This is a genomic window from Vogesella indigofera (assembly GCF_003633895.1).
Classification (GTDB): domain Bacteria; phylum Pseudomonadota; class Gammaproteobacteria; order Burkholderiales; family Chromobacteriaceae; genus Vogesella; species Vogesella indigofera.
The window spans coordinates 561,661-575,272 of record NZ_RBID01000011.1; the positions used below are offsets into that span (position 1 = coordinate 561,661).

Here is a 13,612-nt window from a genome sequence, read left to right on the forward strand (position 1 = left end):
CTCAGGCACCCTGACGACGGCTGCGGATGGCCTGCACTTCATCGGCGCGCACGTCGGCGGCAAACTTGTCCAGCACGCCATTGACGAACTTGTGGCCGTCGGTGCCGCCGAAGGTCTTGGCGATCTCGATGGCTTCGTTGATGATCACCGGATACGGCGTTTGCGGGTGCGAGCACAGCTCGAAGGCGGCCATCAGCAGGATGGCGCGCTCGACCGGGCTGACTTCCTGTTCGTCGCGGTCGTAGTACGGCTGCAGGCGTTTGGACAGCTCGGTCACGTCGCGCAGTACGCCGAACAGGATTTCGCGGAACAGCGCTTCGTCGGCCTTGACGAAGTAATCATTCTCGCGCAGGTGTTTTTCGATCAGCGACGCGGGACGGTCAGCATTCAGCTGCCACTCGTAAATGCCCTGGACAGCGTATTCGCGGGCACGGCGGCGTGCGGTTTTCATGTACGGCTTCCTTTATTTAAAGAACAGGCGCGGCTCAGCCACGCAGGGTCTTGTGCAGATTGACCATTTCGACCGCCACCTGCGCGGCTTCACGCCCCTTCACCGACATGCGCACTTCGGCTTGCTCGTCGGTTTCGGTGGTCAGAATGGCATTGGCGATCGGGATGTCGAAATCGAGACCGACACGGGTGACGCCCGCGCCGGATTCGTTGGATACCAGCTCGAAGTGATAGGTCTCGCCGCGGATCACCGCGCCCAGTGCGATCAGCGCGTCAAAGCGGCCGGACTTGGCCATGGTTTGCAGCACCAGTGGTGCCTCCAGCGCCCCCGGCACCGTGGCCAGGGTGATGTCGGCGGGGTTCACGCCCAGTGCCACCAGCTCGGACAAGCACGCATCGCGCAGACCATGGCATACCACGTCGTTGAAACGGCCCATGACGACGCCGATTTTCAGGCCGTTGGCAGACAGGTCGGGGGCAATACGGTTTACTTGGTCCAGCATCCGGTTCTCCTTGCGGCGAAAGCCAATCACGAAAAGGGGCGTATTTTAATCCAAATCGACGTGCACGTGTTCAGGTTGGACAAAGCCGGTGACCTCCAGCCCGAAACCGGTCATCGACGGCAGGTTGATCGGCGAGGCCATCAGCTTCATCTTGCCCACGCCCAGCGCGCGCAGCATCTGCGCGCCGATACCGAAGGTCTTGCTGTCCCAGCGCTGGCGGACGGTGCTCTCCGCCTGTTCCGGCAGTGCGCGCGCCAGGATGTCGGCGCCGGATTCCGGACGGTGCAGCAGGATCACCACGCCGCAGCCCTTTTCCGCGATTTCTTCCAGCGCGTTGGGGATGGTCCAGCTGTGCTGGCCGCCCATCGGGTCGAGCAGGTCCATCACCGACAGCGGCTCGTGCACGCGCACCAGCGTTTCCCGGTCGGCGTGCGGTTGGCCGCAAACCAGCGCCAGGTGCGTTGCCTTGGTCAGCACGTCCTGGAACACGTGCAGCTGGAAGGCGCCGAACGGCGTTTCCGCCAGCCGCTGGCCGACTTCCTCGACAAAGCACTCGGTACGGCTGCGGTAGTGGATCAGGTCGGCGATGGTGCCGACCTTGAGGCCGTGTTCCTTGGCGAATTCGAGCAGTTCCGGCAGACGCGCCATGGTGCCGTCGTCGTTCATGATCTCGCAGATCACCGACGCCGGTTCCAGTCCGGCCAGTCGTGACAGGTCGCAGCCGGCTTCGGTATGGCCGGCGCGCACCAGCACGCCGCCCTTTTGTGCCTTCAGCGGGAATACGTGGCCGGGCTGCACGATGTCGGTCGGCCGCGCATCGCGCGCCACCGCTACCAGTGTGGTGTGGGCGCGGTCGGCGGCGGAAATGCCGGTGGTGACGCCCTCGGCGGCCTCAATCGACACGGTGAAATTGGTGCCGAAACTGGTGCCGTTGTTGGTCGCCATCATCGGCAGGTTCAGCTGCTTGCAGCGCTCTTCGGTCAGCGTCAGGCAGATCAGGCCACGGCCGAACTTGGCCATGAAGTTGATCGCCTCCGGCGTCACGTGCTCGGCGGCCATCACCAGGTCGCCTTCGTTCTCGCGGTCTTCGGCGTCCATCAGGACCACCATCTTGCCGGCCTTGATGTCGGCGATAATTTCTTGAACCGGGGAAATGCTCATGCTGTGTTCTCCCGCACGCCCTGCGTGCCAGACTTGCTGCGTAACTGCATTCATGCGCGGGCGGTGTGCGTCCGCGCGCCTGTAATCTGTTTATTGCGGCCAACGTTGGCCGCAGCGCGTCATGCCCGCGCCGCCAGCACCCGTTCCACGGTGTCGACGATGGCCTGTGTCTGCGGGTCGATCTCGATGTTGACGATGTCGCCGGCCTGGCGCACGCCCATCAGCGTGCGCTGCAGCGTTTCCGGGATCAGGTGCACGCAGAAGGTGTCACCCGACACGTCGCCGATGGTCAAGCTGCAGCCGTCAATACCGATATAGCCCTTTTTCAGTACGTATTTGGTCAGCGCAGCCGGCAGGCGGAACCAGACGGTGCGGTTGTCCGGGCTGCTGATCACCTCGGTGACGGTGGCGGTGGCCATGATGTGGCCGGACATCGCGTGGCCGCCGATGTCGTCGCCAAAGCGCGCGGCGCGCTCGACGTTGACCAGGTCGCCGACCTGCAGCGTGCCGAGGTTGGTCAGGCGCAGGGTCTCCGCCATCAGGTCGAAACTGACTTCCTCGCCGTCGATGCGGGTCACCGTCAGACAGCAGCCGTTGTGCGCAACTGAGGCTCCGATCTGCAGGCCGGGCAGCAGCGCGGCCGGCAGTGCCAGCCGATGGCTGCGGAATGCGGTTTTTTCTTCGATGGCGACGATGCGCGCCATGCCTTGCACAATGCCAGTGAACATGGTTTTGCCTTCATTTCAGGACAAACGATCATCGATTGTACCGCGTTGCAGCGCAAAATCCGACCTCGCTGCCAGCAAGGTTGGCCGCAGCGGCGTATGCCGGCGCGCAAAAGCCGGCCAAAATCCAGTACAATCGCCTGTTTTTTCGAATCTTTGCCCTACTGGAAGCCATGTCCGCCGAACTGATCCGCATTGCCGATGAAGTTGCCCGTCGCCGCACCTTCGCCATCATCTCCCACCCCGACGCCGGTAAAACCACGCTGACCGAAAAACTGCTGCTGTTCTCTGGCGCGATCCAGATGGCCGGTACGGTGAAGGGCAAGAAAGGCGGCAAGTTCGCCACCTCCGACTGGATGGAAATTGAGAAGCAGCGCGGCATCTCGGTGGCGTCGTCGGTGATGCAGTTCGACTATCGCGACCACACCGTCAACCTGCTGGACACCCCGGGTCACCAGGACTTCTCCGAAGACACCTACCGCGTGCTGACCGCTGTGGACAGCGCACTGATGGTGATCGACGCCGCCAAGGGCGTGGAAGAGCAGACTATCAAGCTGCTCAACGTCTGCCGCCTGCGCAACACCCCGATCGTCACCTTCATGAACAAGTACGACCGTGAAGTGCGCGATTCGCTGGAGCTGCTGGACGAAGTCGAGAGCGTGCTGAAGATCCGCTGCGCGCCGATCACCTGGCCGATCGGCATGGGCAAGGCTTTCCGCGGCGTGTACAGCCTGCTGTCCGACGAGGTGATCCTGTTCGAAGCCGGCAGCGAGAAGCTGATCAGCGACATCGAGATCATCAAGGGTATCGACAACCCGCGTCTGGACGAGCTGTTCCCGCTGGAAATGGAACAGCTGCGCATGGAGATCGAACTGGTCAAGGGCGCCTCCAACGAGTGGAATCTGGACGAATTCCTCGCCGGCGAACTGACCCCGGTGTTCTTCGGCTCGGCGATCAACAACTTCGGCGTGCGCGAGATTCTGGACGCGCTGATCAACTGGGCGCCGGCGCCGCAGCTGCGTGACGCCACCGTGCGCGACGTGGCGCCGACCGAAGGCAAGTTCTCCGGCTTCGTGTTCAAGATCCAGGCCAATATGGACCCGAAACACCGCGACCGCATCGCCTTCCTGCGCGTGTGCTCCGGCCGCTTCGAACGCGGCATGAAGATGAAGCACCTGCGCCTGAACCGTGACATTGCCGCCAGCTCGGTGGTGACCTTCATGTCGCACGACCGCGAGATCGTGGAAGAGGCATTTGCCGGCGATATCATAGGCATCCCCAACCACGGCAACATCCAGATTGGCGACAGCTTCTCCTCCGGCGAAGAACTTACCTTTACCGGCATCCCGTTCTTTGCCCCGGAAATGTTCCGCAGCGTGCGCATCAAGAACCCGTTGAAGCTGAAGCAGCTGCAAAAAGGCCTGCAACAGCTGGGCGAAGAAGGTGCGGTGCAGGTGTTCAAGCCGCACAGCGGTGGCGACCTGATCCTCGGCGCGGTCGGCGTGCTGCAGTTTGAAGTGGTGGCCTCCCGCCTGGCGGCAGAATACGGTGTCGATGCCGTGTTCGAGTCGTCCAATATCTGGTCGGCGCGCTGGTTCAGCTGCGACAACCGCAAGAAGCTGGATGAATTCAGCGACGCGCTGGTGATGAACATCGCCACCGACGCCGGCGGCAACCTCGCCTATCTGGCGCCCAACCGCGTCAACCTGGCGCTGACGCAGGAACGCTGGCCGGACATTGTGTTCCACGAAACGCGTGAACACGCGGTGAAACTGAACGATTGATGACGGGGGATGCACTGATGCCCGCCTGGCTCGTCTCGCTGTTCCACAGCTACGGTTCGGACTTCTTCCGCTCCGCGGTGCTGGTCGTGGTGCTGCTGCTGGTTTACGGCAGCATCGTACGCACCATTGCGGCCAACCCGCGTGTGCCGGTGGATACCCGCCGCCGCTGGATGATCAACATCCGCAACGCGCTGATCATCATCGGGCTGGCCGGCTTCGTCACCATCTGGGCACGCGAGCTGCAGACCATCGCGCTGTCGATGGTGGCGTTCACCGCGGCGCTGGTGGTGGCCACCAAGGAGCTGCTGATGTGCCTCGGCGGCGGGCTGGTGCGTTCGATGTCGGGCAGCTACGAGCTGGGCGACATCATCGAGATCGGCACCATCCGCGGCCGGGTGATGGACATCACGATGCTCAGCACCACCATCATCGAGATCGGCCCGCGCCATGATGCACACCAGGCCACTGGCCGCTCGCTGAACTTCCCCAACAGCCTGCTGCTGACGCAGGCGGTGGCGCGCGAGAACTTCACCGGCGACTACGTGATGCACATCATCACCATCCCGCTGCCGTACAGCGTGCGTCCGGCCAGGGCGGAACGCCTGTTGCAGGAGATCGCCAACGAGGCCTGCGCGCCGCATCTGGAAGGCGCCCGCCGCCATATGGCGATGCTGGAAAGCAAGCTGCTGATGGATACGCCGTCGGTGGAGCCGCGCATTTCGCTGCAGCCGGCCAGCGAGAAGGAATACCGCCTGATCGCCCGCATCGCGCTGCCGCCGCGTGAACGACAGCGCATCGAGCAGGCGATCCTGCACCGCTTCATGTTCGAGTGTTTCCCGGAAACAGAACCGCACCCGGCGGCGCCCGCCGCGGACTGACCATGCAAAAGACCCGCATCAAGACCTACGACCGCATCGTGCAGCAGAGCCTGACCCTGTTCAACGAGCACGGCGAGCGCAGCATCACCACCAACCACATCGCCGCCCATCTCGGCATCAGTCCCGGCAACCTGTACTACCACTTCCGCAACAAGGAAGAGATCGTCTACCAGATCTTCCTGCTCTATCGCGGTTTCATCACCGAGCGGCTGGCTGTGCCGCAGGACCGGGCGATGGACGTCACCGACCTGGTCAACTATCTGGATACCGCGTTCGAGGCGATGTGGCGCTTCCGCTTCATGTTCTACGATCTGCCGGGGCTGATGGCGCGCAACCCGCAGCTGCAGCGCGACTATCACCAGTTCGTCAACACCGAGCTGAAGGCGATTCTGGAGGGCCACTTCCGCGAGTTCATCCGCCTCGGCCTGCTGCAGATGGCGCTGGAAGACATCGAGGCGGTGTCGATCAATATCTGGCTGGTGGTGAAGTTCTGGTTTGCCTTCGAGCAGACCGCGCGCCCCAACGAGCCGATCAACGAGGCCTCCGGCCATCGCGGCGTGCGCCAGGTGCTGGCGCTGCTGAAGCCCTATGTCAGCCCGGAGTTCCTGCCCGCCTTCCAGCAACTGCTAGCACGCCACCTGCGCGACTGAACGGCAAGCCGGCTCCGGCAAAACAATGCGGCCAACCTTGTGCAAGGTTGGCCGCATTGTTTTTTGATGTGCCGAAGCGTGTTACTGCGTCAGGCTGCTGCCGCGCACCACCAGTTTGCCTTGCAGCACCACGATGCGCTGGCTGCGTTCCGGCTCGTCCAACCGCTCCAGCAGCATCGCCATCGCGGTGCGGCCGATTTCATTCACCGGCTGCTCCACCACGGTCAGGCCGTCGCCGAGCAGGTCGGTCCACACCTCGTTGTCGAAGCCGACCAGTGCCACGTCCTGCGGCCAGTGCAGGCCGGCGGACTTGATCGCGCGCACCGCGCCCAGTAGCAGCACGCCGTTGCTGACCAGTAGCGCCTGCGGTCGCGCCGGCTCGGCCAGCCACTGCAGCACCGCCTGCTCCGCCGCCTCCACGCTCGGCGCCACGAAACGCGCCGGCGCGGCCAAGCCGGCCTGCTGCAACGCCTCGCTGAATCCGGCGTGACGCTCCATGCCGGTGTTGCTGGTATTGCCGAACAGGCCGCCGATGTCGCGATAGCCCTGCTGCAGCAGGTGGCCGACCAGCTGTGCCGCGGCACGGCGGTTGTCCAGTACCACCGCATCGGTGGCGGCATCGGCGCTGACGCGGTCGATCATCACCACCGGGAAGCCGAGCGCCTGCGGATCGATGCTGGCCACCATCTGTCGCGTCGGCGCAAAGATCACGCCGGTGACGCGCTCTTCCTGCATCAGGCGCAGGTACATCGCTTCCTTGTCCGGATTTTCATCGGTGTTGCACAGGATCACGCGCATGCCGTTGCGGTAGGCCTCGTCCTCCACCGCGCGGCTGACCGCGGTAAAAAACGGGTTGCGGATATCCGACACGATCAATCCTATAGTGTCGGTGTGCTGGGAGCGCAGCCGCCGCGCCGCCAGATTGGGGCGGTAGTCCAGCCTGGCCATCGCCGCCTCGACACGCTTGCGCACCTTGTCGCTGACCGGGCCATTGCACAACACCCTGGAGACGGTTGACGGGGAAACACCCGCCGCTGCTGCCACATCCTTGATCTTTGCCACTCGCCTGCTCCGGAATCGATTTCATCAGACCGTGGTTGGCCTGCCTGACAATTTTGTCGAAATGTTAACACCAATCGTGCAACAAATATTGACACAAAAAGTGGTATCGATTTCAATTGTAGTCAGCGATACAGAAAAACACACCGGAGACAGGATGCCATGACCACCCAGATTATCCGCAACGAGCTGATCCAGCTTGGCGCCACCGTTAGCGAAAAAACCATTGCAATCAAGGCAGCAGGCGAATTGCTGGCCAAGGCCGGCCGTATCGCCCCCGCCTACATCGACAGCCTGCTGCGCCGCGAAACCGTTGCCAATACTTTTCTGGGTCATGGCGTCGCCATTCCTCACGGCATGATCGAAGACCGCCACCTGATCAACGAAACCGGCATCGCCATCCTGCAGGTGCCGGAGGGCGTGGAGTGGAATCCGGGCCAGCGCGTGCACCTGGTGATCGCCATCGCCGCGCAATCCGACGAGCACATCGCGCTGCTGCGCCGGCTGACCCGCCTGCTGCAGGACGAGGCGCGCCTTGCCGAGCTGTTCACCACCGCCGACCCGTACGCACTGATCAGCGCGCTGGACGACAGCGCGGTGGCACCGGCCGCGCCGCAAACCGCCGCCAGCGACCTGAGCCTGAGCCTCAGCTGGCAGATGAACTATCCCAACGGCCTGCACGCGCGGCCGGCGCGGCTGTGGACCGAACAGGCGCGCCGCTTTGCCGCCACGCTGCAGATCCGTAACGGCAACGAAGTGGCCGACGCCAAGAACCTGATCGGCCTGCTGCAGATCGGCGCCGAATTCGGCCACCAGCTGCATTTCTCCGCCGACGGCCCCGACGCCGCTGCGGCACTGGACGCGCTGCTGGCGGTCGCCAACCAGCTCACCGCGCAGGAAGTGGCCGACGCCGAAGCCGCGCGCAAGGCCGCCGCCAACGCCAAGCGCCAGCACTGGCAGGCGCCGGGCAAGATCCTGGCGCTGCGCGGCATCAGCGCCAGCCCAGGACTGGTGATCGGCCAGGCGCGGGTGATGAAGTCGCAGACGATCCAGGTGCCGGACATCCCGGCCACGCTGGGCTACGACGGCGACCTGTTGGAAAACGCGCTGCAGGCCACCCGCGAACAGCTGCAAACGTTGGCCGCGGATACCACCCGCCGCCTCGGCAAGACCGAGGGCAGCATTTTCCTGGCGCAGGCCGAACTGCTGTCCGACACCGACCTGATCACCCTCACCTGCCAGCTGATGGTGGAAGGCCACGGCGTGGCGTGGGCGTGGCACGAGGCGGTGCAACGCCTCGCCGACCGTCTGGCGGCGCTGGGCAACCCGCTACTGGCCGCCCGCGCCACCGATTTGCGTGACGTTGGCCGCCGCGTGCTGGCCCGGCTGGCACCGGACCTCCAGTTGCAGGATGGCGCCAAGACCCAGGGCCACAACGAAATCCTGATCGCCAACGATCTGGCCCCGTCCGACACCGCGACGCTGAATCCGCAGCAGACGCTGGCACTGGTCACCGCTCAGGGCGGCCCGACCTCGCACACCGCCATCCTGGCGCGCACGCTGGATCTGCCGGCGGTGGTCGCCGCCGGTGCCGCGGTGCTGGACATCCAGGACGGCGCCACGCTGATCGTCGATGGCGACAGCGGCACCATCTATCTCAACGCCAGCGACGAGGACCTCGCCAGCGCGCAGCAGTGGCAGCAGGCGCAGCGCGACAAGCAGCAGCAGGCCGCCAGCGCCGCGCAGCAGCCGGCCGTCACCGCCGACGGCGCGCGCCAGATCGAGGTCGCGGCCAACGTCAACCGTCCGGAGCAGGTTGCCGCCGCGCTGCAGGCCGGGGCCGAGGGCGTCGGCCTGATGCGTACCGAATTCCTGTTCCTGGAGCGCGACGACGCGCCGGACGAGGAAGAACAGTACCAGACCTATCGCGGCATGCTCACGGCACTGGACGGCAAGCCGCTGGTGATCCGCACGCTGGACATCGGTGGCGACAAGCAGGTGCCTTACCTCAATCTGCCGCACGAGGAAAACCCGTTCCTCGGCGTGCGCGGTGTGCGCCTGCTGTTGCGCCGTCCGGACCTGCTGCTGCCGCAACTGCGTGCGCTGTATCGCGCCGCCAGCCACGGCCCGCTGTCCATCATGTTCCCGATGGTCAGCACCCTGGCCGAGGTCAAGGCGCTGCGCGCGCAGTGCGAACAGGTGCGCGTGGCACTGAATGCGCCGGTGGTGCCGCTGGGCATCATGGTGGAAGTGCCGGCCGCCGCCACCATGGCCGACCGCCTCGCCGAGCATGTCGATTTCTTCTCGGTCGGCACCAACGACCTGACGCAGTACGTGCTGGCCATCGACCGCCAGCATCCGGAGCTGGCGGCGGAAGCCGACAGCCTGCACCCTGCGGTGTTGCGCCTGATCGCGCAGACCGTGGCCGGCGCCGATGCCCACGGCCGCTGGGTCGGCGTCTGCGGCGGCATGGCCGGCGATCCGTTGGGCGCGGCGATCCTCACCGGCCTCGGCGTGGCCGAGCTGTCGATGAGCCCGCGCGACATTCCCGGCGCCAAGGCCAGCATCCGTGCGGCCAACCTTGCCGAGCTGCAGCAGCTGGCGCAGCGTGCCCTCAATTGCGACAGCGCCGCCGAAGTGCGCGCGCTGACCGGAGCCACAGCATGAGCGCAACGGTCATCACCGTGACACTGAACCCGGCCATCGACCAGACCGTGACGCTGGACGCGCTGCATCCCGGCGCGGTCAATCTCGCCACCGCGGTGCACGTCAACGCCGGCGGCAAGGGCGTCAATGTCGCCAGCTGTCTCGCCGACTGGGGCGTGCCGGTGATCGCCAGCGGCCTGCTCGGCCGCGACAACGCCGCGCCGTTCGAGAACCTGTTTGCCGACAAGGGCATCCGCGACGCCTTCATCCGCGTCGCCGGCAGCACCCGCACCAATATCAAGCTGGTCGACCGCAGCACGCTGGACACCACCGACATCAACCTGCCGGGCATGAGCGCCAATGAGGAAGCGCTCGACCGCCTGCAGCTGTTGCTGGACGAGCAGGCCGACGCCGACCGTTACGTGGTGCTGGCCGGCAGCCTGCCCGCCGGCATCGGCGATGACAGCTGGGCGCAATTCTGCCGCCAGCTACGCAGCCTCGGCGCCCGCGTGCTGCTCGACAGCAGCGGCACCGCCTTGCAGCAGGCGCTGGCGCTGCCGGCCGCCGAGCTGCCGTGGCTGATCAAGCCCAATCAGCATGAACTGGAACAGTATCTTGGCCGCACGCTGGCCAGCCGCGACGAGCTGGTCGCCGCCGCCCGCGAGCTGCAACAGCGCGGCATCGCCGTGGTGGTGGTGTCGCTGGGCAGCGACGGCGCCCTGCTCTGCTGTAACGACGGCTGCTGGTTTGCCGAGCCGCTGACGCTCAGCGACATCCACAGCAGCGTTGGCGCCGGCGACGCGCTGGTCGCCGGGCTGGTGGCGGCGCTGAGCGCGCAGCTGGCGTGGCCAGAGGTGCTGCGCCTGGGCATGGCCTTTGCCGCCGCCAAGCTGGGGCAGTTCGGCCCCAACCTGCCGTCACGTCAGGCAGTCTGCCAGCTGGCGGAGCGTATCCAGATCGAGCGCATTACCGAGTAAGCACCGCGTACGACACATAAGCCGATCCGGCACACACAAAGAGGAGATTCACCATGTCCACCATTCTGGCCATTATCGCCTGCCCGCAGCGGGTAGCGCAGGGCCAACTCGCCGCCGAAGCGCTACGCAAGGTCGCCACCCAAATCGGCCACCAGATCAGCATCGAAATCCGCAATGCGCAAGGGGTGCAGGGTCTGCTGGACGCCGGCCGCATCGCCAGCGCCGACGCGGTGGTCGTGATCGCCGAAGGCGACGCCGACCTGGCCCGCCTGGGCGGCAAGCCGGCCCATCACGCCACGCTGGAGGCGGTGCTGGCCGACGCCGGCGCGGTGATAGGCAAAGCGCTGGGCGCGCACGAGCCGGTCACCACACTGCGCATCGTCGCCATCACCTCGTGCCCGACCGGTATCGCGCACACCTTCATGGCCGCCGAAGGCCTGACCCAGGGCGCGCAACAACTCGGCCACCAGATCAAGGTCGAGACCCAGGGCTCGGTCGGCTCGCAGAACGCGCTCACCGCCAGCGACATCGCCGATGCCGACCTGGTGATCATCGCCGCCGACACCCAGGTCGACCTGTTGCGTTTCGACGGCAAGCGCGTGTTCAGCAGCGGCACCAAGGCCGCCATCAATGACGGCCAGGCGCTGATCAAGCGCGCCCAGGTCGAGGCCCGCGCGCATGCCGCCAACGGCAAGGCTGCCGCCAGCGCTGCGGCCAACGTTGCTACCACTTCGGAACGCAGCAGCGCCTACAAGCACCTGATGACCGGCGTGTCGTTCATGCTGCCCTTCGTGGTGACCGGCGGCCTGCTGATCGCGCTCGGCTTCGCGCTGGGCGGCATCTACGTCTACGAAGACGCGTTCAAGGGCACCCTCGGCTGGACGCTGTTCACCATCGGCGCCAAGGCCTCCTTCGCGCTGATGGTGCCGATCCTGGCCGGCTACATCGCCTACTCCATCGCCGACCGTCCCGGCATCGCACCGGGCATGGCCGGCGGCATGATCGCCAGCTCGATCGGCTCCGGCTTCCTCGGCGGCATCGTCGCCGGCTTCATCGCCGGTTACGCGGTGAAATACCTGAACGAGAAGATCCAGCTCGGCCGCAACTTCGACGGTCTGAAGCCGGTGCTGATCCTGCCGCTGCTGGGCACCACCATCGTCGGCCTGCTGATGTACTACGTGCTGGGCCAGCCGGTAGCGGTGGCGCTCAATATCGTTACCGAATGGCTGAAGGGCTTGCAGGGTTCCAGCGCGCTGGCGCTGGGCATGATCCTCGGCGGCATGATGGCGTTCGACATGGGCGGCCCGATCAACAAGGCGGCCTACACCTTCTCCACCGGCCTGCTCGCCAGCCAGGTGTACGCACCGATGGCGGCGGTGATGGCCGCCGGCATGACGCCGCCACTGGGCATTGCGCTGGCCGCACTGCTGTTCAAGAACCGTTTCTCCGCCGACGAGCGTGAAGGCGCCAAGGCGGCCGGCGTGCTGGGCATCTCCTTCATCACCGAAGGCGCGATCCCGTTTGCCGCCAAGGACCCGTTGCGCGTGATCCCGGCGCTGGTGGCCGGTTCGGCACTGGCCGGCGCCATCTCGATGGCTGCCGGTTGCGAATTGCGCGTGCCGCACGGCGGCGTGTTCGTGCTGCCGATCCCCAATGCGGTGACCAACCTCGGCATGTATCTGGTGGCACTGGCGGCCGGTACCGCGCTGACCGCCGTGCTGCTGGGCGTACTGAAGAAGGCGCGCGCCGATTGAGCACCTAGCTAACGATTACTCTCCCTTGCTTGCGTTTTGCAGCCGGGCTGACCGCCAAACGCGGTCAGCCCGTTATTTTATTGGCTATGCTCCAGACAGAGACGACGGCAACGGCACGGCCGATGCGACAGAAAACTATGACCCGCCTGTTTAAGAACGCATAATTGGCACCATATGGCATGGATTACCATCCCAGATCCGGCTGCAGGCCGCCATGTCCCCGCCTGCAGCGGCCACCCACCACTGGTGCGCACTATCCCGCGTGCCGCAGCCACGCCACAGGAGATCCTGCGTGAGTAACGACAGCCAAAAAAATGATGCCGTAACCCAGTACAAAGCGCCGGCATCGACCCGCATCCGCGAACGCATCCGCCAGTCGCGGCAGCGTTTTCACGCCAATGACAATATCGCCGCCTTCATCGAACCGGGCGAGATGGAAGAACTGCTGGACGAAGTGCAGGAAAAGATGAAAGCGGTGCTGGAAAGCCTGGTCATCGACACCGACAGCGATCACAACACCCAGGACACCGCGCGCCGCGTCGCCAAGATGTACCTCAACGAAGTGTTCAAGGGCCGCTACATCACCGAACCGCCGGTCACCGAGTTTCCCAATGCCGAGCACCTCAACGAGCTGATGATCGTCGGCCCGATCACCGTGCGCAGCGCCTGCTCGCACCACTTCTGCCCGATTCTCGGCAAGCTGTGGATCGGCGTGATGCCGAACGAACACTCCAACCTGATCGGCCTGTCCAAGTATGCGCGGCTGGCGGAATGGATCATGAGCCGCCCGCAGATCCAGGAGGAAGCCGTTATCCAGCTGGCCGATCTGCTACAAAACAAAATGAATCCGGATGGTCTCGCCATCGTGATGGAAGCCGACCACTTCTGCATGAACTGGCGCGGCGTGAAGGACATGGAATCGAAGATGATCAACAGCGTGATGCGCGGCTCGTTCCTGAAGAACCCGGACCTGCGCCGCGAATTCCTGGCGCTGCTGCCCAACAAGAAAGCCTGAGGAAACTGTC

At 65.0% G+C, this 13,612-nt stretch carries 12 protein-coding genes; 7 read left to right on the plus strand and 5 right to left on the minus strand.

The annotated features are described in order from the left end of the window. Position 1 precedes the first annotated feature (1 nt). From nusB to C8E02_RS05030, 4 genes are all read right to left on the minus strand, one after another. Positions 2-451, minus strand: a complete 450-nt coding sequence (gene nusB, locus C8E02_RS05015) for a transcription antitermination factor NusB (RefSeq protein ID WP_120809892.1) — start codon at positions 449-451, stop codon at positions 2-4. A gap of 34 nt (positions 452-485) precedes the next feature. Then, positions 486-953 (minus strand): 6,7-dimethyl-8-ribityllumazine synthase, encoded by a 468-nt coding sequence (gene ribH, locus C8E02_RS05020; protein ID WP_047965375.1) that lies wholly within the window; start codon positions 951-953, stop codon positions 486-488. A gap of 45 nt (positions 954-998) precedes the next feature. Continuing rightward, entirely contained in the window at positions 999-2,168 is a 1,170-nt protein-coding gene (gene ribBA, locus C8E02_RS05025; RefSeq protein ID WP_245961071.1) for a bifunctional 3,4-dihydroxy-2-butanone-4-phosphate synthase/GTP cyclohydrolase II, read from the minus strand. A 65-nt stretch (positions 2,169-2,233) separates the two neighbouring features. Then, a complete protein-coding gene (locus tag C8E02_RS05030; RefSeq protein ID WP_120809894.1) occupies positions 2,234-2,842 on the minus strand; it encodes a riboflavin synthase subunit alpha in 609 nt (202 codons plus the stop codon). Positions 2,843-3,012: 170 nt separating this feature from the next. On the opposite strand from C8E02_RS05030, the gene C8E02_RS05035 reads away from it, so the two are divergent. The 3 genes from C8E02_RS05035 to C8E02_RS05045 are packed head-to-tail and all read left to right on the plus strand — an operon-like array spanning position 3,013 to position 6,151. Then, entirely contained in the window at positions 3,013-4,623 is a 1,611-nt protein-coding gene (locus C8E02_RS05035; RefSeq protein ID WP_120810098.1) for a peptide chain release factor 3, read from the plus strand. 17 nt (positions 4,624-4,640) lie between these two features. Beyond that, positions 4,641-5,501 carry a mechanosensitive ion channel family protein gene (locus C8E02_RS05040; protein WP_170152107.1) on the plus strand — a complete coding sequence of 287 codons (861 nt, stop codon included), beginning with the start codon at positions 4,641-4,643 and terminating at the stop codon, positions 5,499-5,501. Positions 5,502-5,503: 2 nt separating this feature from the next. Beyond that, entirely contained in the window at positions 5,504-6,151 is a 648-nt protein-coding gene (locus C8E02_RS05045; protein ID WP_120809895.1) for a TetR/AcrR family transcriptional regulator, read from the plus strand. Between the two features lie 81 nt (positions 6,152-6,232). On the opposite strand, the gene C8E02_RS05050 is transcribed toward C8E02_RS05045, so the two are convergent. Next, complete coding sequence (locus tag C8E02_RS05050; RefSeq protein WP_047965380.1) at positions 6,233-7,213, minus strand: LacI family DNA-binding transcriptional regulator; 981 nt, start codon at positions 7,211-7,213, stop codon at positions 6,233-6,235. Positions 7,214-7,372: 159 nt separating this feature from the next. On the opposite strand from C8E02_RS05050, the gene ptsP reads away from it, so the two are divergent. The 4 genes from ptsP to folE all read left to right on the plus strand — a co-directional run bounded on the left by ptsP (position 7,373) and on the right by folE (position 13,602). After that, positions 7,373-9,877 carry a phosphoenolpyruvate--protein phosphotransferase gene (gene ptsP, locus C8E02_RS05055; RefSeq protein WP_120809896.1) on the plus strand — a complete coding sequence of 835 codons (2,505 nt, stop codon included), beginning with the start codon at positions 7,373-7,375 and terminating at the stop codon, positions 9,875-9,877. Then, positions 9,874-10,833 carry a 1-phosphofructokinase gene (gene pfkB / locus C8E02_RS05060; protein ID WP_120809897.1) on the plus strand — a complete coding sequence of 320 codons (960 nt, stop codon included), beginning with the start codon at positions 9,874-9,876 and terminating at the stop codon, positions 10,831-10,833. The genes ptsP and pfkB overlap by 4 nt, the downstream gene beginning before the upstream one ends. A gap of 53 nt (positions 10,834-10,886) precedes the next feature. Then, complete coding sequence (locus C8E02_RS05065; protein WP_120809898.1) at positions 10,887-12,587, plus strand: PTS fructose transporter subunit IIBC; 1,701 nt, start codon at positions 10,887-10,889, stop codon at positions 12,585-12,587. 292 nt (positions 12,588-12,879) lie between these two features. Next, on the plus strand, positions 12,880-13,602 hold the full coding sequence (gene folE, locus C8E02_RS05070; RefSeq protein ID WP_047965384.1) for a GTP cyclohydrolase I: 723 nt from the start codon (positions 12,880-12,882) through the stop codon (positions 13,600-13,602). Positions 13,603-13,612 lie beyond the last annotated feature (10 nt).